General features: G+C 37.8%; 18 protein-coding genes. 11 read left to right on the top strand and 7 right to left on the bottom strand.

What is annotated here, in order from left to right; genetic code table 11:
- Nucleotides 1–51: 51 nt before the first annotated feature.
- From K6I41_RS09090 to K6I41_RS09080, 3 genes are all read right to left on the bottom strand, one after another.
- A complete protein-coding gene (locus K6I41_RS09090; protein ID WP_250375706.1) occupies nucleotides 52–2,532 on the bottom strand; it encodes a TonB-dependent receptor in 2,481 nt (826 codons plus the stop codon).
- A gap of 213 nt (nucleotides 2,533–2,745) precedes the next feature.
- Complete coding sequence (locus tag K6I41_RS09085; RefSeq protein ID WP_250375705.1) at nucleotides 2,746–4,410, bottom strand: arylsulfatase; 1,665 nt, start codon at nucleotides 4,408–4,410, stop codon at nucleotides 2,746–2,748.
- 117 nt (nucleotides 4,411–4,527) lie between these two features.
- Nucleotides 4,528–5,349 carry a Crp/Fnr family transcriptional regulator gene (locus tag K6I41_RS09080; protein ID WP_004701544.1) on the bottom strand — a complete coding sequence of 274 codons (822 nt, stop codon included), beginning with the start codon at nucleotides 5,347–5,349 and terminating at the stop codon, nucleotides 4,528–4,530.
- Nucleotides 5,350–5,570: 221 nt separating this feature from the next.
- Between K6I41_RS09080 and K6I41_RS09075 the strand changes: the two genes are divergently transcribed.
- The 4 genes from K6I41_RS09075 to K6I41_RS09060 all read left to right on the top strand — a co-directional run bounded on the left by K6I41_RS09075 (nucleotide 5,571) and on the right by K6I41_RS09060 (nucleotide 11,205).
- Entirely contained in the window at nucleotides 5,571–6,524 is a 954-nt protein-coding gene (locus K6I41_RS09075) for a TauD/TfdA dioxygenase family protein (RefSeq protein ID WP_250375704.1), read from the top strand.
- Nucleotides 6,525–6,596: 72 nt separating this feature from the next.
- Nucleotides 6,597–7,697, top strand: coding sequence for an ABC transporter substrate-binding protein (locus K6I41_RS09070; protein WP_250375703.1), 1,101 nt, complete (start codon nucleotides 6,597–6,599; stop codon nucleotides 7,695–7,697).
- 806 nt (nucleotides 7,698–8,503) lie between these two features.
- Nucleotides 8,504–8,740, top strand: coding sequence for a VF530 family protein (locus tag K6I41_RS09065; RefSeq protein ID WP_002113647.1), 237 nt, complete (start codon nucleotides 8,504–8,506; stop codon nucleotides 8,738–8,740).
- Nucleotides 8,741–8,943: 203 nt separating this feature from the next.
- Nucleotides 8,944–11,205: an ATP-binding cassette domain-containing protein gene (locus tag K6I41_RS09060; RefSeq protein ID WP_250375702.1), complete on the top strand. Its 2,262-nt coding sequence runs from the start codon at nucleotides 8,944–8,946 to the stop codon at nucleotides 11,203–11,205.
- Nucleotides 11,206–11,324: 119 nt separating this feature from the next.
- Here K6I41_RS09060 and K6I41_RS09055 read toward each other — a convergent pair whose 3' ends face one another.
- The 3 genes from K6I41_RS09055 to K6I41_RS09045 form a co-directional block, all read right to left on the bottom strand.
- Nucleotides 11,325–12,629 (bottom strand): MFS transporter, encoded by a 1,305-nt coding sequence (locus K6I41_RS09055; RefSeq protein WP_049837333.1) that lies wholly within the window; start codon nucleotides 12,627–12,629, stop codon nucleotides 11,325–11,327.
- Between the two features lie 297 nt (nucleotides 12,630–12,926).
- The gene (gene adeB / locus K6I41_RS09050) at nucleotides 12,927–16,037 is read right to left on the bottom strand and encodes a multidrug efflux RND transporter permease subunit AdeB (protein ID WP_250375701.1); all 3,111 of its coding nucleotides are present in this window, start codon (nucleotides 16,035–16,037) and stop codon (nucleotides 12,927–12,929) included.
- Nucleotides 16,034–17,224, bottom strand: coding sequence for an efflux RND transporter periplasmic adaptor subunit (locus tag K6I41_RS09045; RefSeq protein WP_250375700.1), 1,191 nt, complete (start codon nucleotides 17,222–17,224; stop codon nucleotides 16,034–16,036). Before K6I41_RS09045 ends, adeB begins: the two co-directional genes overlap by 4 nt.
- A gap of 144 nt (nucleotides 17,225–17,368) precedes the next feature.
- On the opposite strand from K6I41_RS09045, the gene adeR reads away from it, so the two are divergent.
- The 7 genes from adeR to adeT1 all read left to right on the top strand — a co-directional run bounded on the left by adeR (nucleotide 17,369) and on the right by adeT1 (nucleotide 23,363).
- A complete protein-coding gene (gene adeR, locus K6I41_RS09040) occupies nucleotides 17,369–18,112 on the top strand; it encodes an efflux system response regulator transcription factor AdeR (RefSeq protein WP_250375699.1) in 744 nt (247 codons plus the stop codon).
- 30 nt (nucleotides 18,113–18,142) lie between these two features.
- Nucleotides 18,143–19,213: a two-component sensor histidine kinase AdeS gene (gene adeS, locus K6I41_RS09035; protein ID WP_250375698.1), complete on the top strand. Its 1,071-nt coding sequence runs from the start codon at nucleotides 18,143–18,145 to the stop codon at nucleotides 19,211–19,213.
- Nucleotides 19,214–19,342: 129 nt separating this feature from the next.
- Nucleotides 19,343–20,236 (top strand): LysR family transcriptional regulator, encoded by an 894-nt coding sequence (locus tag K6I41_RS09030; protein WP_250375697.1) that lies wholly within the window; start codon nucleotides 19,343–19,345, stop codon nucleotides 20,234–20,236.
- A 103-nt stretch (nucleotides 20,237–20,339) separates the two neighbouring features.
- A complete protein-coding gene (locus tag K6I41_RS09025) occupies nucleotides 20,340–20,675 on the top strand; it encodes a DoxX family protein (RefSeq protein ID WP_250375696.1) in 336 nt (111 codons plus the stop codon).
- Between the two features lie 75 nt (nucleotides 20,676–20,750).
- Entirely contained in the window at nucleotides 20,751–21,350 is a 600-nt protein-coding gene (locus K6I41_RS09020; RefSeq protein WP_250375695.1) for an alpha/beta hydrolase, read from the top strand.
- Nucleotides 21,351–21,442: 92 nt separating this feature from the next.
- The gene (locus tag K6I41_RS09015; protein ID WP_005305417.1) at nucleotides 21,443–22,207 is read left to right on the top strand and encodes an isochorismatase family protein; all 765 of its coding nucleotides are present in this window, start codon (nucleotides 21,443–21,445) and stop codon (nucleotides 22,205–22,207) included.
- A gap of 160 nt (nucleotides 22,208–22,367) precedes the next feature.
- Entirely contained in the window at nucleotides 22,368–23,363 is a 996-nt protein-coding gene (gene adeT1, locus K6I41_RS09010) for a putative multidrug efflux protein AdeT1 (RefSeq protein ID WP_250375694.1), read from the top strand.
- A 149-nt stretch (nucleotides 23,364–23,512) separates the two neighbouring features.
- On the opposite strand, the gene K6I41_RS09005 is transcribed toward adeT1, so the two are convergent.
- The gene (locus K6I41_RS09005; RefSeq protein WP_250375693.1) at nucleotides 23,513–24,706 is read right to left on the bottom strand and encodes a CaiB/BaiF CoA transferase family protein; all 1,194 of its coding nucleotides are present in this window, start codon (nucleotides 24,704–24,706) and stop codon (nucleotides 23,513–23,515) included.

Raw genomic sequence — 24,706 nt, 5'->3', positions numbered from 1 at the left:
GCAGCATGGCTTTCAAGGAGCCAATGCTGCAATGTTTGAGCATTTTATTTGTTAAAAGCTAAGTTTCACTGTTGCACCAATGGTACGAGGCTGACCTAAACTCGCGAGAACAATACCATTAGAAGAATTCCATGTATTGGTCACATAGGTTTCATTGGTGAGGTTTTTTACCCATAGCGCAACATCCAGTTCATTTTCACCAATACGATGTCTGGCACCTAGACTCGCATTTGTTAATCCATAGGCTTTAATAACACTGTACGGGTTATTATCTAAAGAGCCATATGACCAATCTCGCCAAGCATAACTTCCTGAAACATAAGGCTGCCAGTTATTGTGTTCAGCTAAGTCATAACGGAAATTGAAGTTTGCAATCCACTTCGGTACGCCATATACACGCTCTCCAGACAGATCTTGTGTGTTTACGCCTGTTGGAATGCTGATATTGGATGGAGCAGGGGCATTTTTATATTCTGTATAGGTAGTATCGTTAAGAGAACCATTAAAGTTAAGTGTAAGGCGACGAATAGGTTGATAGGTTGCATCGAGTTCGATCCCTCGGCTGCGTACTTTACCCGCATTTGCCAATACACTCACTACAGAGTTACCGACTTGTTCATAGCTTGTAGTTTGATAGTCAGAAACATCAATCCAGAATATATTGCTATTGAGCTGTAAGGTATTATTTAGAAAATTCTGTTTTAACCCAATTTCATAGTTATCTGCTTTTTCAGGATCAACCTTTAACGAGTTAGCACCCGCTGCTGGTGCAGAACCAATGCTCAGGTTAAAGCCACCTGATTTCTCGCCGTGTGAATACGTTGCATAGGCCAGTGTGCTCGGATTTACCCGATAGCTGCCAGTCAGTAAGCCAGAGTAACTTAAACCATGTTGCTTCAGTTCACCCGAGTCGTATGCGCCGAGCTGGGCATTTAGTAAATTACGCTCTGCCGCACTTAAACCTGAAACTGGGGTACCGCCAATAGGGTCGGTTCTGTAGATACTGGCAGACTTATCTTCATAGGTGACTCGTGCACCTGTGGTGATGTCTAACTTCGGTGTCGCATGCCATGTACTTTGACCAAATACGGCTGAGCTTTTTGTCTCAGTTGTTCCATATGAATACGAATCTCGATTATTCAAAATATTCGATTGACCATTTGCAATTAAGGTTCTCACGCTCGGAACGTTGTAAAGGTAGAATGCGTCAGCCGTATCTCCATATAAAGAGAAAGTCGTATTGTCTAACTGTTGCTGAAAGTAATATAGACCTGTTACCCAATCCACTTTTTGATTTCCAGCAGATGTTAGGCGTAGCTCTTGAGAATACTGTTTATCTCGAACCGAAACACCGGCATTCGTCAATGCATTTGAACTAATAAAATCACTATTGGTTGGAGTGAAGTTCCAAAAGCGGTATGCACTAATCGACGTAATTTTTTTACCGCTATCTAGCGACCAATTGGCTTCTGCCGATCCACCACCTTGCTCAACAGACATGTGTTGTGGGGCATCTGAATGAATCTGTTTATCTTTCCAGTTGGTATAAAGATTTTTAGCACCTGACTGTGTGGCATTTTCTAAGTAACGATTGTAGTTATTGCCATATACGGTACTGTTAAACGTTGGCCCAGCGTAGTACACCACCATCGCGCCTTGATCGTCATCTTGTTTGTTGTAATCTGCAATTAAACGTAAATTAAAATTCTCTTGCGGTTTCCAGAGAATCTGACCGCGGACACCTTCGCGATCTGTATTGTTATAATCTTTACCGTTATAGGTGTTATCAATAAAACCATCCTGAGTGGTTTTATAAAATGAGAGTCGGCCTGCTACATTTTCGGATAGAGCATCTGAAAACGTTCCTTTAGCCTGCAAATAATTGCGTGAGCCAAAAGAGATTTCAGCAGAATGGTCTGGGTCGAAGGTAGGCTGTTTTGAGCTAATGTTTAATAAGCCCGCCGTGGTGTTTTTACCAAATAATGTCCCTTGTGGTCCGCGTAATAATTCGAGTTGAGCAATATCTAATAAATCAAATACAGCCATGCCAGGGCGACCTAAGTAAACATTGTCCAGATAGACCCCAACACTAGCTTCCAAACCATCACTGGCTGGGTTATTACCCAAACCCCGAACCGCTACACTCGATTGACGTGGGTTCAAGAAAGCAACATTAAGGCTGGGTAGGGCTTGTTGTAGATCTTCAAGTTTACTGAGTTTCTGTGTTTCCAGTGTTTTGGCACTTAAAATACTAATGGGTGTTGGAACATTTTGCGCTTTTTCTTCACGTCTTCGTGTAGTCACAATGACATCTGCAAGCTGAATAACATCATCCGCTTTACTGTTTGACTGTGAATTTGATGTACTGGCTTCCGTTACCACTGTAGCGGAAGTGTCCTCGGCATAGACAATAGATGAATATCCTGCACACCCTATAAATGAAATAAACAGACTTTGCGTGATTTTATTTAAAACTAATCTTTTTCTCTTGAAATGAAAGGTGTGCTTTTGAACTGACATTAATGACTCCATTTGTGTTTTCTTTGTGATGATTTTAATTTTTATGTAATTGAACACTGTCATTATCAGTACAAACTTAAGTTTATATTTTGATGATCTTATCTTTATATTTAATAGTAATTTTTTAAACATAGGCCTTTTAAAATATTGTTCAGGTGGCAAATGTAAAAGCCAGCATGAGGTGCTGGCTTAGTTCAATCAGTTGATACCAATCTCTTCTTTATTTTACGCTTCGAACGGTTCTAGCTGATCATTCTGTAATAATCTTCGTTGTTGCACATTTTCAATCACACCATTTTCTTTGACATAAGTTGCCCATTCTTTGAGTAATTCATCGAGCTTTTCTGGATATTGTTTTGCTAAATCCTGAGTTTCGCCTTTATCATCTTTAAGGTTATATAGCTGCCAGCGATTTGGACCATTTGGCGCAGGGATAAAGAGCGCTTTCCATTCTCCTTTGCGCAGAGCCTTTTGACCAAATAACTCCCAGCCTGTGACATGATCTTCACTGTGAATATGGTCTTGTTGTACTTGTAAATATGGCAAGATAGAACGTCCACGCAGTGGCACCAATTGACGACCTTTATATACCTGACCAGGGTGCTGAATATTTAAATAATCTAATAGGGTTGGTAGTAAATCCATGACCGTCAAAAATTCGTGACTGATCTGATTTTGGCGTTTAAACCCTGCGTAGTGAATGAAAGAAACTGTTCTGATTCCACCTTCGCTAGTATGTGCTTTATATAGGCGAGCAGGAGCGGTGGCTGCTTGTGCCCAATGTTCTCCGTACCAAACATAAGAGTTTGCGCGTCCAATATTATCAATGCTGTTGTCGTAATATTGCTCGATAATTTCATTAAGTTGACCGCCAAAGACGGGTAGAGCTTCAAGTTGAGCACCTTCTGCACCATTGTCTGATAGAAAAATAACAATGGTATTGTCTAATTCCCCTCGATCTTTGAGATATTCCACTACACGTCCAACGTTTTGATCCATACGATCTACCATAGCCGCATAGACTTCCATAATTCTTGAAGACTTATCACGTTGCTCTTGAGTAAGATTTTCCCAGAATGGAGTTCTAGCGAGGACAGGGTGAATCGTTGTTTCCGCATCTACCAATTGGAGTTGTTTGAGTTTCTCAAGGCGCTGTTCACGCAATTTAACGGGACCATCCGCATAGCGTCCTTTATATCGATCGATATCTTCCTGAGGTGCCTGTAAGGGCCAGTGCGGTGCAGAGAAAGGTAAGTATGCAAAAAAAGGACGTCCTTGGCGTGCTTCATCATCTTGTAAAAAGTCTAGAAGGCGAGTGGTAAAATAATCTGATGAATAAAACCCTTGCGGTAGTTCTTCCGAAAACTCATCATCTTCTGCATAGAGTCCTTTTGTTGACTTAAGTAAGCGTGGAATTTGGTCTTCTGGAATATCCGCTTCAAATAGATAATGATTAGCTGCACCCGGTAATAGTGCAAAAGAGCGTTCAAATCCTTTTTGAATTGGAAAATATTCTGGTTTTAGTCCCAAATGCCATTTCCCAGACATAAGAGTGTAGTATCCCGCATCTTTTAATAATTCTGGTAATGCGGCAACTTTGTTATTTAATACACCTTCGTAGCCTTCTTTACCTTCTAGTTCTGGGGTAAGGGCCTCTGCCATGGTTCCTAAACCAGCTAAATGATGGTCAGTGCCTGAAAGTAACATCGCACGAGTGGGGGAGCAGGTTGACGCCGTATGAAAATTAGTCAGCCTTAAGCCGTTTAATGCTAATTCATTCAAATGAGGTGTATTGATTTCTCCGCCAAAAGCACCTAAATCTGAAAAGCCTAAATCATCTGCAACAATCAATAAAATATTAGGTTGTTTTTTGATATTTACATCTGTCATGTTTTATCCAACAAAGTGACTAAAATGCTTAGTGTAAATATGACAAATTTTTATTCTGTTTCTATTGTGACAGTTATCTCCTAATAAAATCATATCATTATGACAAAAGCAGATATATCAAAGGAACTTGGTGGTACTGTTGAATTGATGAGTCTGTGCGATATCGCTTAGCTTTTCAAAGTCCAAAATAAAGATTTGATTGTATTTAACCTCAATGATGTTTTGATTCGAAAGCGCTGCTAGTTCTTTATTAATGCTTTGTCTTGAAGTCTGCAAAAGCTCTGCCAAATTTTCCTGACTCAATTTGAGATTTAGCAAAATTTTATCTTTATCCTGATAGGAATGATAATCCACTAGAAAAACTAGTTTTTTTGCGAGACGCGTTTGCAATGTTTCAGTTGAATAAATGAAATTTTGTTCACGATTTAGCTGTGTTCTTACACAGATTAATTTCAACACCATGAATAAAGCATCTGCGTTATTTCTGATGACATCCATAAACAATTGGCCAGGAAGATTGGCAATGACCGTTCGACCTTGTGCAATATGGTCGTGAAGGAGGGGTTGACCCGTTACGATCGGAACAATATTGATTAATGTACCTGAGGGCACAAAAATATCGGTGTGGTATTTGCCTTGAGATGTGCTCCAGCCAAGTTTAAGTGCGCCTTCAAGCAAAATATTGATATCAGTACACGGATCATTTTGATTGTATATCGTTTGATTATGATAATACTTTCTTATTTTTAAATGCTGAATAAGCGTAGATTTCTCTGTATTAGATAAAGATTGAATAACCTGATAATTTTCTAAAATACGAATACTTTTATGAATAAATTCATTCGTTATAATTTGATGATCCGAAGATTGTCCGCCGTCAAAATCATTCTGATATTTTGAGATAGGATTCCTAAACTCGATAATTGATGATGCTTTCATGATAAATCAGAGATATAAACTAAGATTTTAAACAGCTTATCAGAGTTAAAATTTATTCAAATTTCAAAAAAATATAATTTCATATTTAATTTTCATATGTGCGTGTTATTAATTATTTAAATATCAAAATAATTTTTTACGTGATGGATTGTCTCTGAAATAACAGAATATGCCGCCGTTTCTGATAAAAATTCAGTCATATATTATGACAGGAAATTCATATGACTACATTTATTCAGAAACCAGCACAACAATTACAAGTTAAAAAATTAACTGGTCGAATTGGGGCTGAAATATCAGGCATTCATTTAAGCTCTGAGCTTGATTCATCTACAGTTCAGTTTATACACGATGCGCTACTAGAGCATAAAGTACTGTTCTTTCGTGGCCAGCAACATTTGGGGGACACAGAACAAGAAAAATTTGCAGAATTGTTTGGTTCACCCGTTAAACACCCAACAGTACCAGCGGTGGATGGCACAGATTTTATTTTTGAACTTGACTCACAAAAAGGTGCACGAGCCAATTCTTGGCATACTGATGTAACTTTTGTGGATGCCTATCCTAAAATTAGTATCTTGAGAAGCCTAATCATCCCTGAAACAGGTGGCGATACAACTTGGGCAAATACTGAAACTGCCTATGAAGATCTTCCTGAGCTTTTACAGCAATTTGCTGAGCAGTTGGTGGCTGTACATTCAAATGAATATGACTATGGTGGACCAAAACAAAATGTCGAGCCGGAACAGCTAGAAAGACTGAAGAAAATTTTTGTATCTACAAAGTATGAGACAGAGCATCCGGTAGTCGTATTACATCCAGAAACGGGCAAGAAAAGTCTATTACTAGGGCATTTTTTCAAACGACTTGTGGGGTTTAGCCAAAGTGATTCGCAGCTTTTATTTAATATTTTACAAGAAAAAGTAACGCGACCAGAAAATACAGTGCGTTGGCAATGGCAGGAAGGAGATGTGGTGATTTGGGATAATCGCTCTACACAGCACTACGCGGTTAACGATTATGGCGATCAACATCGCGTTGTACGCCGAATTACACTTGCCGGTGAAGTAACGACTGGTGTACATGGCTTAAAAGGTAAAACCACATTACCCAAAGATTTATCAGAAGAACAACTCGAAAAAGCCAAGCTTCACGCCGTTTTAAATGCCAACTAAAGACTATTTTAAACATGTGAAACGTCACTGTCGTTAAGCAGTGACGTTGTATATGTTGTTGAGAAAAACGATATGGCCACACTATCAAAACGTAATCGATTTATCTGGATTATTCCTGCGCTTATTTTTATTGCTTTGCTACTGTTTATTTTCAAACCATCTTCATCAGCACCATCAAAAACAACAAATCAGACTGAAAACATTGTAAAAATTAGAATTGCTGTACCTGATCTAAGCAGTAGTGAAAGACACAGTAGCGGCACACCATTGGTTGATTATATATATTTAAATCAGTTACTTGAAAAAGAATTAGCAAAGAAAAACATTCAGGTTGAATGGCAATTTTTTAAAGGTGCAGGGCCAGTAATCAATGAAGCTTTGGCCAATAAACAATTAGATTTTGCTTTTTTAGGTGACTTAGCAGCTATTATTGGCAAATCGAATCAAATCGATACCACGTTACTAGTGGCGACTGGACGGCACATAGATGCTTATTTGGGGGTTTTGCCAAATAAAGGATATACCAGTCTCGAACAGCTAAGAGGTAAACGAATAGCGATTTTTCAAGGAACTGCTATGCAATTATCGTTTGATCAATATATCGAGCGATATGGCTTTACTGAAAAAGATTTTCGCATTATTAATTTGGATCCTGCTGCGGCCAATGCAGCACTAGCAGCTAAGCAAATTGATGCTAGCTGGGGTTTAATGCCAATTCTAGCGCTCAAACAACAGAAAATTGTAGAGGTTCCTCTGAGTACTGGGCAGAGACAAGATGGAGCTGGCACAATTCAATCAGGTTTGGTGGGTCGTAGTGAGTTTATTAAACAACATCCTGAAATTGTTCAAACATTGGTCAATACGGTTTTACAATCAGCACATTGGGTCTCACAGCCTGAAAACCGCGATAATGCCATTCAACTTGTCACTAAAAATGCAGGATTACCAACGGAACTCTATGCATTGAGCCTACAAGACAAAGCCTTAAAAACAGTTTTTTCGCCACTTTTGGACGAATATTATCTAGGGCATCTACAAGAAGGTGTACAGACTGCATTAAAGGCCAAACTGATAAAACGCGATGTTGATGTAAAACAATGGCAAAATGCTGAGTTTGTAGAACGAGGGATTCAACAGTTGAATTACGTCAATTATTGGAATTCTTCAAAATAAAATTATGAAATTAATTTAGCTGTGCAAAAAGACCTTAACAAAGGTCTTTTTTATAAATTGCATAATACGCATCTAAAATAATTAATGATTCTTTGTAGAGGCAACAAGTATAGCTAAACGTACAGCAACAGAATCAAGGACTTACTAGTGAATTATATAGCTGTTCGTATAATGTATATTATGTTAAATAGAAGATTTGGAAACCTACCATATATAAGGCTCTGGCTACTCTGCATTGTTACTACGCCGTTTATACTTCACTACACTGAATTATTAAAAGCTTGCCCAACTGTATCTGTTGCTCAAGCAACTTACTAGGACTTAGCACGCTTAGCGACTTAAATTGACTAACCCTATTTCTAATCTTAGCCAGAAAAACACTCTAGGCAGCCTTCTACAAAATGTCATTAGATTTTTAATTTGCCCTAGTTAGAACGCGTAAGCCACTTACCGCTTTATCACCTTTACGGGCTTTATTTTTGGCTACTTGTTACTGCGATACAGATTTCTTTCGTTAACTAGCCTTTTGAGCATTAAAGTTATTAATTTGCTTAGTCTAAATTTCAATACATAGAATATTTTATATGTTATTGAAATTTATAAATATATTTTAAAAAAACCCTTTACAGGCTTAGAAAAACTGATATAGTACGTGTATACAGCTATTCTTTAGATTTCCATCACATCAGCCAGTTTCGATAATCAATTACAGCCTAATATACTTCGGGATGTGTTTTCGCAATTCCTCTCATTTTCTAACTAGCTCAGGTTATAATAATGGACTCCAAAAATATTGTTGATCTATTATGAACGCCTCCAATGACCCTTTACACGGCAAAAAACTTGCTGACATTTTGGATGAATTATTGGATTACTACGGTGGATTTGAAGGCTTAAGTCGTAAAATTGAAATTAGATGTTTTTGCATAGATCCAAGTATTAAATCATCATTACGATTCTTACGTACCACACCATGGGCACGTGAAAAAGTAGAAAGCTTATATTTGTATGTCTTACGCCAAAAAGCCAAACAGAAATCGTAGCGATCAAAACTCTAGCTTCAGTATTTTAATTAGTGGTGGACTGCCACCACTCTTCTTTAGTATGAAAATATGGTATTTATAGCTTCCTAACAATTAAGCCCTATAAGTTGAATATTTAAACAATTCATTTAAGAAACATCTACACGCTTTTTATAAATTTTATTTTACTTTTACTATAAATCCCTAAGTTCAAGTGATCACACATGACTAAAAGAACAATAAATATTTATGGAGCCAGACAAAATAACCTTAAAAATATTTCATTAAAAATCCCAAAACATGAAATTGTTGTCTTTACTGGAGTTTCTGGCTCAGGTAAATCTTCTTTAGTTTTTGAAACCATTGGCGCAGAAGCTCAAAGACAAATTAATGAAACTCAAGATAGTTTTGTCCGTAATCGTTTACAGCATTTTGGCGTGGCAGACGTTGATAAAATTGAGAATCTAAATGTACCTGTCATTATTAATCAAAAGCGTTTAACGGGTAACATCCGCTCAACCGTTTCAACAATTACAGATATTTACGCCAATCTTCGCTTACTATTTTCACGTATGGGTGAACCATTTGTTGGATATTCGAATGTTTTTTCTTTTAATCATCCCAATGGCATGTGTCCAAAATGCGAAGGTATTGGTTTAGAACAAACAATTGATATTTATAAAATATTAGATTTAGATAAATCTTTAAATGAAGAAGGCGCTATCAATTTTCCTACCTATCAACCTACTGCATGGCGTTGGACTCGATATGCAGATTCAGGTTATTTCGATTTAGATAAAAAATTAAAAGATTATAGTGAAAAAGAATGGGACTTGTTGTTGTATGCCCCTCAGCACAAGCCGTTGAATCCAACAAGTAAATGGAGAAAAACTGCACTTTACGAAGGATTGGTGACCAGATTTGAGCGTAACTTTCTAAAAGGAGAAACGCGGGAAAGAAATCGTTATGGGAATAAACTTGAGCAGATTATTACAACCAAAGAATGTTCTTTATGTAAAGGCCAACGGCTTAATCAAAAATCTTTATCTTGTAAGATTAACGGTAAAAATATTGCTGAATGTACAGCTCTATCTGTATCAATGCTTTTAGAGTTTATAGAGTCCATAAAAAGTGAGAAATTTGAAACCGTTTTACATGAGCTCATTAATAAACTGAGTAACTTAAACTTAGTTGGTCTCAGTTATTTAAATCTTAATCGTGTGAGCAATACATTATCGGGCGGTGAATCACAACGAATCAAAATGGTTAAACATTTGGGTAATAGTCTAGTTGATCTACTCTACATTTTTGACGAGCCAAGTATTGGGCTGCATCCAAAAGATTTAGATAATATTATTAAAATCATTCAAAAGATTAGAGATAAAGGAAACAGTGTTTTACTGGTTGAACATGACCCTGATCTTATTAGAACAGCGGACCATGTCATTGATATGGGTCCTCTTTCTGGTGTCAATGGTGGTCAAATCATTTACCAAGGAACTTTCGAAGAATTAAAGAACTCATCAGGTTTAACAGGCCAGTTTTTTAAAAGACCAAATACCTATAAGAAAACACCCCGCATTCGTTGTGAATGGATTTCGATTAAAAATGCCCATTTATTTAATCTAAAAAATATTGATGTCGATATTCCTAAAAATTGTCTAAGCGTTATTACAGGTGTCGCGGGCTCCGGAAAAAGTACGTTAATCAGTAAAGTCTTACCGCAACAATATCCTGAAACAAAAGTGATTGATCAATCTGCAATTACTGCAAGCATTCGGTCAAATTTACTGACCTATCTAGACCTTCTTGATCCGATTCGTCAACTATTTGCAAAAGCAAATAAAGTGAGTGCTAAGCTCTTTAGTTTTAACAGCGAAGGTGCTTGTCCTCAATGTAAAGGATCAGGTATCGAGAAAATTGAACTCGCATTTTTAGATGATGTCGAAATGACATGTGACCTTTGTCACGGCTCAGGATACGCCCCAGAGGTGTTAAAGTATCACTATAAAGATAAAAACATTGCTGAAATCTTGAAAATGACTGTTACAGAAGCTAGTCAATTTTTTGAAGATCGTAATTTACAGCAGCAATTTAATTCATTGGTAAGCTTAGGCTTAGACTATATTGCAATTGGCCAACGCTTAAATACTTTCTCAGGTGGCGAGCGCCAAAGATTAAAACTCTCAAAAGAGCTCAATGAAACAGATAATATTTTTGTATTAGATGAGCCGAGTACAGGCTTACACCCTTCTGATACTGAAAAATTGATTAGTTTATTAAATAGCTTAGTTGAGAAAGGTAACACGATCATCGTTATCGAACATAACCTAGACATTATTAGCCAAGCAGATTGGATTATTGATATTGGTCCATTAGCTGGTGACAAAGGTGGTGAATTGGTGTTCTCTGGAACTGTTACTAGTTTGCTCTCAGCAGAAAAATCATTCACAGGCCGCTATTTGAAAAAATATCTAGAGCTGTAAAGATTTGATTAACTAGCTTGGCACAATCAAGTTTAAATGTGAGAGCCCTCTCGACTCTCACATCTCTAATTGCAGGAAGAAATACTCAAGCAACTTCTCCCACTCATTCTCTTGTAGGCTTATGACCGATACTTAGCCTGAATCATCAGCATGATAATAACAAACAACGAAGGTATTGCAGCAATCACAAATAAATGGGTAATGACCAGAAATTGAGAAAGATAGCCACCAAATAACGGCCCAATGACCGAACCCAAACGGGCAATTCCAATACTCCAGCCTACACCAGTGGTACGAAGTGAAACTGGGTAATAACTCGCAGATAGCGCATTAATGGCAGGTTGCCCGCCAACAATCGCAAAGCCAGCAATAAAAATGATGACAAATAATAAAACAATATGGCTAACAGCATAGCCAATTAAAGCAACACTAATCACTGCAACTAAAAAAACAGGAATTAGTACTTTATAAAATCCAGTTTTATCGATTTTAAGGCCCATTACAACGCTACCAATCGTACCGCCTAATTGTAGAGTTGAGCCGATCATGAGTGCCTGATTTAATGAAAGCCCTGACTCTTTAGACAAAGTCGGTAGCCAGTTCGCCAGAAAATAAAGACTTATCATATTTAAAATACTGATGATCCAGATGGAATAGGTAAAAAAAGCACGCTTATTTTTAAATAACTCCAGCGGTGACTTCTTTACCTGAACTTCAGTCGTATTGATGATTTTCATCTCTGAATTGAATGTTAATGCAGGATAAAATTTCTTTAACCAAAACAAAATTTTGGGCGTATTTTTGCTATTTTCACTTAAGAAATATAAAGACTCTGGCAGCTTAAAGAACGTGATAAAGAAAATAATTAAAGGAACAATACCGCCAAAATAGAAAATCGCCTGCCATCCTCCCCAAGGAACCAATAAGGCTGATATGCCTCCTCCCAACATTGCCCCGACCGTATAGCCGCAAGAAATGACCATCATGGTAAAAATACGAGATTTATATGGAACAATTTCGGAGCTATAAGCCATGACATTTGGCATGATACCTCCTAAAAAAATTCCTGTAACAAAGCGGATTGCAGTCAATTGCTCAATATTGCCGACATGTGGTGTTACCAGCATCAATATGGAGAACATAAAGGTTGAGATCAGTAATATTGGACGGCGGCCAAAACGATCTGAAAGTGAACTTAATAAAAATGATCCGACAAATAAACCAAATAAGCTGGCGCTAAACACAACGCCTAGCATAGTTTTATGAACGCCCCATTCTTCTATAATCATTGGGGCTGCGTAAGCCATGGACTGAATGTCATACCCATCCATAATCATCAGCAATAAACAGGTAAACAAAATAAATTTCTGATAACGGCCAACTTTCTGCTGATTGATCAAATCACTTAATGCAACTTCCTTCATGGTCATCCCTTCTCCATGTTGCGCTTTAAATTATTCTCATTTTAATTACGTTATTCATAATCAATTTATGAATAACGTAAAACAAAATAACAATATTCTCCACCAAAAGTCAAAACATTAAATTTTTCAGCTGATCGCACGGCGCTTATGGTTTACTCATCACACCATATTTTTAAATTATTATTTTAATTCAAATACTTGATTTAAAAACCACTCTAACTCCTTATCTCTTTATTCCAAAATTAAACTTCTATCAAGCATCAGAGGAAATGGAGTATTTCCCCTGACGCATTTAACTTAAGATGAGATTTTTTTCTTAGATGAAAATAGCTTTTCTACGGCGCCCAAAATGAAGATGAAGAACACGGGAACAAAGAAAATAGCCAGAATCGTTGCCGAGATCATGCCCCCAAATACACCAGTACCTAAAGCATGTTGAGTTTCAGAACTTGCACCTGTTGCAATTACGAGAGGAATTACGCCGCATGTAAAAGCAAGAGAAGTCATCAAGATTGGTCGTAAACGAAGTTTGGCTGCTGCAACTGTGGCTTCAATCAAACTCATGCCTTCCTCTTTGAGCATCTTTGCAAACTCAACAATCAAGATGGCGTTCTTTGCGGATAGACCAATAATCGTAATGAGTCCAATTTTGAAGAACACATCATTCATTAGACCTCTCGACATAATGGCAATAATTGCACCGAAAATACCAAGTGGTACAACCAACATGACAGATAGTGGAATCGCCCAGCTTTCATAGAGTGCAGCCAATACAAGAAACACCACTAACATTGATAAACCAAGTAAAAAGGCCATTTGAGATTCAGACTGCCTTTCTTGTAAAGAAATACCAGTCCACTCGTAGCCAATGCCTTTAGGCAGCTTAGCAATCAACTGTTCCATTTCACGCATTGCCACACCCGAAGATGTATCGAAGTTAGGAATACCAGCAATACTTAAAGATGGTCGTCCGTTATAACGATTATATTGTTGCGGTGCTTTGTTCCATTGAGGTGTTACCACTTCAGACAAAGAAACCAATTGACCACTCGAACCCATCACTTTCAAGTTTAAGATATCTTTGAGTTGCATACGTGACTTAGCTTCAACTTGTACAATCACTTGTTGCATACGACCCTGATTCGGGAAGTCATTGATATACATTGAACCCATTGAGGTTGAAATGATGTCTGAAACGTCCGAGAATTTAACACCAAGGGTATTAAGCTTTTCACGGTCAATTTTTAAAGAAATATTGTCGCCTTGTGGTAAACCTTCATTCCACACCATATAGAACTTTTTGTTCTTGGCAGCCATCTGCATAAGTTGGTCTTGGGCGGCCAATAATGCAGGCATACCTAAGTTCGCACGATCTTGTAAACGTAAACTAAAGCCTGAGAATGTACCCAGTTCATCAATAGCAGGTGGAAGTACTGCCATTGTTTCACCTTCCGAACTGTTCGCCATTGATGCATTGACTGCATTTGTCATTTCAGTTGCCGAAGAAGTTCGCTCTTTGAAATCTTTTAAGGTCGTGAAAGCAACACCTACGTTTTGTCCTGCACCGCTAAACCCCCATCCCATAATCGTTGTATTACTTTTGACATCAGGTTTGTCTTTAAGCGAATTTTCAAATTCATTCACTACATTTCGAGTACGTTCTGCCGTTGCATCTGATGGTAATTGGAAAGACGTCATAAACCAGCCTTGGTCTTCCTCTGGCATAAATGCTGTTGGCCAATACTTCATTCCTGCAAAGGTAATGCCTGTAATCACCACAAAAATCATCATGACTGGAACCGTATGTTTGATGACTTTAAGTAGCATCAACTCATACTTTTTCGTCACTTTGTCAAAGCTACGGTCAAACCATGCAAAGAAGCCTTTCTTCTGATGATGACCATCAATTGGTTTTAAAATGGTTGCACAAAGTGCAGGTGTTAAAATGAGCGCCAATAAAGCCGAGAATAAAATAGACACGGACATGGTCAGCGTAAATTGTTTATAAATGATCCCGACCGAACCACTCGCAAAAGCCATTGGCAAAAACACAGCAGACAATACTAAGGTAATACCAATAATAGGACTGGTAATCTCTTTCATTGCCTTAGATGTTGCTTCTTTAGGATTTAATCCTTCAGTCGCCATAATCCTTTCGACGTTTTCAACGACGACAATCGCATCGTCGACAATAATACCGATGGCGAGCACCATACCGAACATGGTGAGTACGTTAATCGAAAAGCCGGCAAGCAGCATCACGGTAAAAGTACCGAGCAAAGCAATAGGTGCAACAATGGCTGGAATGAGCGTATAGCGTACATTGTGTAAGAACAAATACATCACAATGAAAACCAGAACCATCGCTTCAAGTAATGTATGAATTACCTTTTCAATTGAAATTTTAACAAACGGCGCGGTGTCGTAAGGAATACTAAACTGCATGCCCTCTGGTAAGTTCAACTTTAATTCTTCAATTTTTGCTCTAACACCTTCTGCTGTTTTTACGGCGTTAGCACCCGGGCTTAACTGGATTGCGGCAGCGGTAGCCGGTTTACCATTTTCTAAAATAGCAAAGTTGTAGGCTTGCGATCCCATTTCAACATTTGCGACATCGGACAGACGAATTACACTTCCGTTGGTTTTGCTTTTTAAGCTGATATTCCTAAATTGCTCAACACTTGATAACTGACCTTGCGCTGACAATGGAACTGTAATCAGTTGACCTTTATTTGCAGGTAAATCGCCTAGGCGCCCCGGTGCAATTTCAACATTATTTTCACGAATTGCATTGTTTACATCGCTAATTGATAAACCATAGGAAACCAATTTATTTGGATCGACCCAAATGCGTAGGGCTTTCTCTGCACCAAAAGATTGAACTTTACCAACGCCTTCTACACGTTTTAGCTCTTCTACAACATTTCGAACCAGATAATCACTTAAGTCTACTTCTGAATATTGATCATTAGGCGAGTTAATACCGACCAACATCAAGAAACCCGAAGATGAGGCTTCAACCTGTAGACCTTGCTGACGTACAACCTGTGGTAACCGTGATTCAATACTCTTGATTTTATTCTGGACATCAACCTGAGCCATTTCGACATCTGTACCCGGTTTAAAGGTGGCAGAAATTTCTGCTGTGCCCGAAGTATCGGTTGTCGCACTATAGTAAAGTAGGTTTTTTACACCCGATAACTCTCGCTCAATTAAAGTGACAACACTATCGTTAATGGTCTTTGCTGTTGCTCCCGGATAAGTCGCACTAATGTTTACTTGAGGAGGCGCTACACTAGGGAAACGAGCAATCGGCAATTTTGGAATACTAAGTAACCCAAACAATATGATAAATATCGCGATCACCCATGCAAAAACAGGACGTCGAATAAAAAATTGAGACATCATGGTTGAGCTCCTTGATTTGTAGACAGTTTTGTTTCTACATTTGAAGCACTATTTTCTGATGCAGGCTTTTTCCACGTGGTCATTGCGAGTTTTTGATTTGGCTGGATACGCTCCATACCTTCAACAACGACTTTGTCACCGACTTTCAAGCCTTTGTTGGCGATATAGTACTGTTCATATTGCTGTCCAATTTCAATAGGACGAATCTCAGCCGAGCCTTTTGCATTGATCACATAGACCTGAGGCTCACCATTGATATTGCGCTGAATCGCTTGGGCTGGAACTAACAAGGCTTGTGGAATAGAAGCTCGGTCAATATTGACTCGCACATACATACCCGGAAGTAGTTTTCTCTCGGTATTATTTACTTCAATACGGAAAGTCACATCACCTGTTTCAGGGTCAACATTAATATCTTCGAACAACATTTTTGCTGTAACGTTATATTCTTGTCCTTGGCTATTAGAAATACGCACAGTTTTTTCACTGTTTGCAGATAACTCACCAGTTTTTAAAGCGGCTTGTAGACGTTCGTATTCACTAATTGATTGCTTTACATCGACGTAGACTTTATCAATCTGTTGAATTGTGGCCATAGTGTTCGCATCGCCTTGACCAACCAATGCGCCTTCAGTGACAAAAGACTGCCCAATACGACCAGAAATCGGCGCTCGAACAGTTGCATATTGCAGATTCAAATTTTGTCTGGTGAGCAATGCTTTCATTTGCGCGACATCAGCAAGAGCCTGACGATATTGAGCTTGAGCATTACTCACTTCTTGCTTACTAATTGCATTACTTGGTAAGAGCTGCTCATAGCGATCTAATTGAACTTTCAGTCTCGCAACCTCTGCCTCAGCTTTGTTAAGTGAAGCTCTATTGCTATTTACATCTGCTTCAAAGGTTTCAGAATTAATTTTATATAAAGCTTGGCCTGCTCTAACTTCACTACCTTGTTTAAATAAAACTCTTTCAATAATTCCTCCGACTTGCGGTCGAATTTCAGCAGTACGGAATGCTTGTACGCGTGCAGGAAGATTTTCACTAAAATTAACTGATTGCGATTGAATGCTTAATACACTTACTTTCGCTGGTGCTGGCTCAGCTTGAGCCGTTTCTTGTGAACCACACCCCTGTAATATCAGCCCAATAGATAAAAATAAAGGAAGTAAAAGATGCTTTTGCATACTGTCCAAACCAAGTGAGTTTTCGATGCTGACATTATTTTTGATGAGTGTGTAGCAATCGTCACTAAAGTGTGGAGTAAGTGTGGAGAAGTACCAATAATTTAGCGTATGATGAGTTGAAGCATTTTATATAGCCAAATTTCTATGTTTGATCGTTCTTTTTCTTTTGATTGTCACGATAAAGTTATCCTCGTTGTAGAAGATGATTACGACATTGGCGACATTATTGAAAATTATTTAAAACGTGAAGGAATGATTGTTATTCGTGCTATGAATGGAAAGCAAGCCATTGAATTGCACTCTAGCCAACCCATTGATTTGATTTTACTTGATATTAAATTACCCGAGCTCAACGGCTGGGAAGTGTTAAATAAAATACGCCAAAAAGCTCAGACGCCCGTAATTATGCTAACGGCGCTAGATCAAGATATTGATAAAGTCATGGCATTAAGAGTTGGTGCAGACGACTTTGTGGTTAAGCCATTTAACCCTAATGAAGTCATTGCTAGAGTTCAGGCAGTCTTAAGACGGACCCAGTTAACAAACAAGCCATTTAACAAAAATAAGGTCTACAAAGATATTGAAATTGATACGGATACTCATAGTGTTTATCTACACTCTCAAAATAAGAAAATATTGCTTAATCTCACACTGACTGAATATAAAATTATTTCCTTCATGATTGACCAGCCCCACAAAGTTTTTACCCGTGGTGAACTTATGAATCATTGCATGAACGATAGCGATGCACTAGAACGAACTGTAGATAGCCATGTAAGTAAGCTTAGAAAGAAATTGGAGGAACAAGGAATACTTCAAATGTTGATTAATGTACGTGGCGTAGGATATAGACTCGATAATCCACTAGCTGTAAAAAATGACGCCTAAATAATATTAAAAATATAGCTAGGGAATTTTATGAAAAGTAAGTTAGGAATTAGCAAGCAACTCTTTATTGCATTAAGTATTGTTAATTTAAGCGTTACGCTTTTTTCCGTTGTGCTGGGTTATGTCATTTATAACTATGCAATTGAAAAAGGCTGGATTACTTTAAGTTCACTTCAAGAAGATTGGACCAGTTTCCATTTTATAGATTGGATCTGGTTGGCTACTGTTATCTTCTGTGGCTGTATGATTTCACTCGTGATCGGAATGCACCTCGCAAAACGTTTTATTGTGCCGATTAACTTCTTAGCCGAAGCAGCCAACAAAATTAGTCAAGGTGATCTCTCTGCTAGAGCTTACGACAACAGAATTCACTCCGCAGAAATGTCAGAGCTTTTATATAATTTTAATGATATGGCGCAAAAGCTAGAAGTTTCTGTTCAAAATGCACAAGTCTGGAATGCTGCCATAGCGCATGAGTTAAGAACGCCAATCACAATTTTACAAGGCCGCCTGCAAGGCATAATCGACGGCGTTTTTAAGCCTGATGAAATTCTATTTAAAAGTCTTTTAAATCAAGTTGAAGGTTTATCTCATTTAGTTGAAGACTTACGAACGATAAGTTTAGTTGAGAATCAACAGTTAAGATTAAATTATGAGTTATTAGATTTTAAGTCTGTGATTGAAAAAGTTCTCAAGGCCTTTGAAGACCGCCTAGAACAAGCAAAATTAAAGCCAGAACTTGATTTAACCACTACACCTGTATTTTGTGACCGTCGCCGTATTGAGCAAGTTTTAATTGCGTTAATTGATAATGCTATTCGTTATTCAAATGCAGGAAAACTTAAGATCTCTTCAGAAGTGGTCTCAGAAAACTGGATATTAAAAATTGAAGATGAAGGCCCCGGCATCGCAACTGAGTTCCAAGATGATCTGTTTAAACCCTTTTTTAGATTAGAAGAATCAAGAAATAAAGAGTTTGGTGGTACAGGCTTAGGATTAGCTGTTGTACATGCCATTATTGTGGCACTTAAAGGTTCCATTCAATATAGCAATCAAGGCTCAAAAAGTATTTTCACCATAAAGATTCCTATGGATCATTAAAACGCTGAAAATCTTCCACGGCTTATTTTAGTTTTTACCCGCTTAACTTATCCAAATTTTTTATGCTAAAACTACGATTACGAATTTAAGTAAAAATAAATCTATATGAATAGACTTGAATGTAATCGCATGTTTATTTCGATCATTGAGCAAGGAAGTTTTGTTAAAGCTGCCGAAAATTTAAATACAAGCGTCGCACAAGCATCCAAGCTCATTTCAAAACTAGAGAACGAATTAGGCGTACAGCTTCTAAAGAGATCAACACGCTCATTAAAACCCACAGAACTCGGATTAGCTTATTACCACCGAATTAAGCAACTTATGGCAGAGTTTGATGAAATTGAGATTAGTATTAAAAATCAATCTCGCGCCCCAGTCGGTAAACTAAAAATAAGTGCTCCTAACTCTTTCGGAACAGTGCAATTAAGCAAAACACTGGTTAACTTTGCCCTGAAATATAGTCAAATTGAATTAGACGTGAGCTTTACCGACCGTCCGGTGAATGTCATTGAAGAAGGGTTTGATATCGCCATTCGAATTGGAGAGCTTAAAGATAATAATTTAATTGCAACTCATTTATCTCAAATTAGATTTGTATTGGTCGCATCTCCCCTTTACTTAGAAAAATTTGGCTATCCTCAAAGCCTTCAAGACCTAGAGTCTCATTCCTGCATCATCGATACAAACTTTAAAGATCCGTATGAATGGGCTTTTTTTGAAAAATCACCTTCGAATGTATTACATACAATCAATGTAAATGGTCGGATTCATTTTGCGAATACAGAAGCCTGTTTAGCTGCAACCATAGCAGGACTTGGCATCGCCAGATTACCCATGTTTATTTTAAAAGATGCACTTATCGACAAAAAGATTATTCCTATTTTAGAAAACTATGAATTACCGCGAAGAGGTCTCTATGCGGTCTACCCACCAGCAAAACATCTAGCCAACAAGGTGAGAACCCTGATTGATTACTTAAAAGAGCAATATGCATATCCTGCCGAATGGGAAATTTACGAGTAATTATTTCCAAAATAGAAATAAATATTCAATTTTAGCCTACTTAATCACTTAAAAATTCAACAGTAGTATGTATTCATCAAGCTAATTCTCATCGAGACATACAATGAATACATCAAACACAGCTCCTTATGCGGCATTACTACTCCGTATAACCCTAGCACTTTATTTCTTTGCCCATGCTGGTCTTAAACTATTTGTATTTACACCAGCAGGTACAGCACAATTTTTCCAATCTGTTGGAGTTCCAGGATGGATGGCATATGTGACTATTCTCTGGGAGATTTTAGGAGCAATATTTACTGTTCATGGTGCTGCTGGTTTCTTTTTTACAAACCCTAATGGTGGCTGGGAATTCCCATTTATGTGGATTATTTCTTTAGTTGCTCTCGCACTCATTGGTGATGGACCTTTTTCTTTAAGTAAATCTTTTAAAAACTAAGCTAGTTAATAGATGAGATGCCATTGCATGAATGGCATCTAAAAACCAAATATGCAGCTCATTCAGGATATTAAAATGAAAGATCTATTTATAATTTTATTACACGGCGTCGGTAGTAATGGTGAAGACTTAGAAGCAGTTGGAGAGTTTTTTAAGGCCAATCATTCTAATTTGAATTTTGTCGCACCCAATGCTCCTTTTAGCTTTATGAACAGTAAAGAAGCCTATCAGTGGTTTAGCATCGCTGGGGTTAATGAGGAGAATCGCTTTAGTCGCATTAAAGAAGCCAGAACTCAGTTTGACCAAAAAATCCAAGAGATCATTAACGAAAATCAATTAGAAAACCACCTAGATAAAGTCGTTTTTTTAGGATTTTCTCAAGGTGCAATAATGGCTTTAGATGCGGTCGTTTCAGGGCGTTGGCCTATTGCTGGGCTGATTAGCATCGCTGGAAGATTAGCAAGCCCAATCAATAATGAAATTAATAAAAACACGAAAATTTTATTAATTCATGGTGAATCAGACACTGTTATTCCTCCAAGCGAAAGCCAAAGTGCATATCAACAAATGCATGCAGCAAACTTAAATGTTGAGTTGAATATTTTACCCGCTACGGGACATACCATTTCGCATTCAGCGCTTCAGTTAAGTCTTGATTTTTTAAACACTATTTAACCCATTTGGCCTAAACATCCAAATCTGAACTTAGATTGTCTTAAATCTAAGTTCCGTACTTTCTCGTCTCAAATTATTCTTCGGAGTTAAAAATGACTACATCAATCCGTGCAGAAGATATTATCAGCCCCATTACTGATACTATAAAAGCAAATAAAAACTCACCAAAAGAAGCAAAAAATCTAGGTTTATTTGCTTACGATAAACCAACCCCAGAGAATACAGTTTTATTACTTATTGATCATCAAGTTGGTTTAATGGCGAGCGTTCGTGATACATCGAGCCTCGCTGAATTAAAAAGTAATGTTCTTGGTTTAGCGCGTACGGCCAAAGCTCTTAATATTCCAACACTCATTACCTCATCAAACGCACAATGGCAAAACGGCGATACTCTCCCAGAAATTAAGTCATTGTTCCCTGATAATTCAATTTATCGACGTACAGGGATCATTAATGCATACGAAGACCCGACTTTTCGTAAAGCACTTATTAATTTACTAGAAGCAACAGGTCGAACCCATATTATTATTGCTGGCGTAACCATTGGTACTTGCTGTACTTTCCCGACACTATCGCTATTAAATGATGGATATAAAGTCTACCCAGTCATTGATGCATGTGGCGCATGGAATCAATATGAGGTTCAGGCCGCTACATTACGCATGGCAAATGCAGGTGCAGAACCAGTAACGACCTTTAGTCTAGCTTGTGAATTACAGGCTGACTGGAAAAAGCCTTCAGCAGATCAAATGCTTGAGCCTTTCAAAGAAAACTTATCGGAATATGGATTTGTACTACAAAACTTCTGGGATAATGTCGGCACGCCAGCAGTTGAAGATCCTTTTAAAATCAAATAACTGATTTTGCTTAAGCTTTGTATCTTTGATTTTTAGGTAAATCTAGAGATACAAAGCTTTCTTTTGACCTTTTCTCTTTAAATTCTTATTGAAGTGTCATATCTAATCTAACCCAGATTTATAAAATAATTTTTATAATTTAAATAATGGATAATTAGATATGGATCGTTTTAAAACTATTTTACTTATTGCAAGCACATGTTTAACAACAACTCTTTATGCCAAACAACAAGTCGTTTGTGTTTTTGACCCCATTGGTAAATCGGGAGACGCTTTCGCTTTAGCCAAAGATTATGCACTTGAAGCTAAAAATTGGGGAGCTGATCTATCTTTAAAAGCATATGTTGATGAACGCGTTGCAGCTGAAGATTTAAAAGTTGGCAAATGTGATGGCGCTATTATTAGTGGTTTACGTGGCCGTCAGTTTAATAAATACACAGGATCTTTAGATGCGGTTGGCGCATTAACAAATATGAAAACGGCAATTAATGCCTATAAGCTTTTGTCCTCACCTATGGCCGCAAAAAACATGGTGGTAGGTCCTTACGAAATTGCAGGTTTAGGGACAATTGGCCCTGCTTATTTATTTGTTAATGATAGAAGTATAAATACTCTCGCTAAAGCTGCTGGTAAAAAAATTGGGGTATTTAAATATGATGAAGCCCAACCTAAGCTTGTGCAACATGTTGGCGGTCAGGCTGTATCGGTAGACGTGACCAATGCCGGTGCGAAGTTTAATAACCATGAAATTGATATTGTGCCTGCTCCTATTGTGGCATTTAAACCTTTCGAGCTATACAAAGGTTTAGGTGAGAAAGGAGCAATCATTCGTTTCCCTTTAACTCAAATTTCAGCAAACTTCATTATTCGTAAAGACCAATTTCCAGCAGGTTTTGGGCAAAAGTCACGAACTTGGGTAGCCAGCCAATTAAATAGAACGTTTGGCATTATTGCTAAATATGAAAGTGATATTCCTTCAAAATATTGGATGGAAATTCCTAAAAATGAACAAGTAAATTATATGAAAATGATGCGTGAGGCTCGTATACAGCTAACCAAGGCAGGTATCTACGACCCTAAAATGATGAACTTTTTGAAAAAAGTGAGATGTAAAGAAAATCCAAGTAATTTTGAATGCGCGTTAAATGATGAATAAACACTCAAACAAAAACATATGCTCATCTTGTTTTGAGGTATTCAAGTTCGTTATTAAAAGCAAATGGGCTACATGGTTCGTAGCCCATTTCAGCAATGTTAGATTTATCTAAATTGAGCACATATTAAAAATCTTATGCTTATAAAGCATTAGTTAGATTTAATAACTTGCGAATCAGTAAGTTCTTTGATTTTGGTATGGTCATAACCTAAAGATGTAAGAACTTCAAAGGTATCTTCACCAACTTCTGGCACATTTTGACGGACACCGAAACGTTGACCATTCATTGTAAATGGTAGTAAAGGAACCTTTACTTGCTTACCATTTTCTAGAACTACTTTCCCCATACCTCCTGATTCATTTAAGTGAATATCTTCAAATAAATCTTCTGGGCGTTGGATCGGAGAGAAAGGTAAACCAGCCTGTTCACATAGCTCCATTACTTTTGTTTTGTCTAATTGACTCAGCACTTCACGAATAATTGGATGGATTTGCTCACGTGCTTTTACACGTTGGTTATTTTGAGCAAAATCCGGATTATTTTTTAGTACCTCTAAACCAAAAGCGTCACAGAATGCGATCCACTGCGAGTCAGTAACTACACCAATAAATACTTGTTCATTATTTTTAGTGTTGAAAACATCATATACAGCCCAAGCTGAAACACGATTTGGCATTGGAGCGACAGGCTTATCTGTCACAGCTTTTTGCATCATGTGCTGCGCAACCAAAAATGCAGAGTTTTCGAATAAACCAGTTTCAACAAATTGACCTTGGCCCGTTAATTGACGTTGGTATAAAGCGGCAACGATTGAGTAAGCACAGAACATTCCGCCCATCACATCATTAACAGATGCTCCAGCACGTAATGGACGTCCCACAGGACCAGTCATATACGCAAGCCCAGTCATCATTTGTACGACTTCATCTAGGGCTGTCCGATGTTCATAAGGACCGGGTAAAAAGCCTTTCATTGAACCATAAATAATATCGGGCTTAATTGATTTAACCCCTTCATAATCAAGTCCTAGTTTTTTCATCGCTCCGGGTCTAAAGTTTTCAATCACAACATCCGCAGTTTTGATTAAGTCCTTAACAAGTGACATTCCTTTTTCACTTTTAATATCAACTGACAAACTTTTTTTATTACGGTTATAAGTCATCCAGTAACCCGCACCCGACCCCATAAGTCTGCGAGTGTTGTCACCTTGAGGCAATGGTTCAATCTTGATGACTTCAGCACCTAAATCTGCGAGAAGTAAACCACATGCAGGCCCCATAACCATATGTACGAATTCTAAAACTCGGATTCCAGCCAGTGGGAGTTTCTTTTCATCTTTCAT

The sequence above is a fragment of the Acinetobacter sp. AS23 genome (genome assembly GCF_023612055.1).
Classification (GTDB): Bacteria; Pseudomonadota; Gammaproteobacteria; order Pseudomonadales; family Moraxellaceae; genus Acinetobacter; species Acinetobacter oleivorans.
Note: the sequence above shows the minus strand (reverse complement) of the source record. Positions and strands in the feature narration are given on the sequence as shown.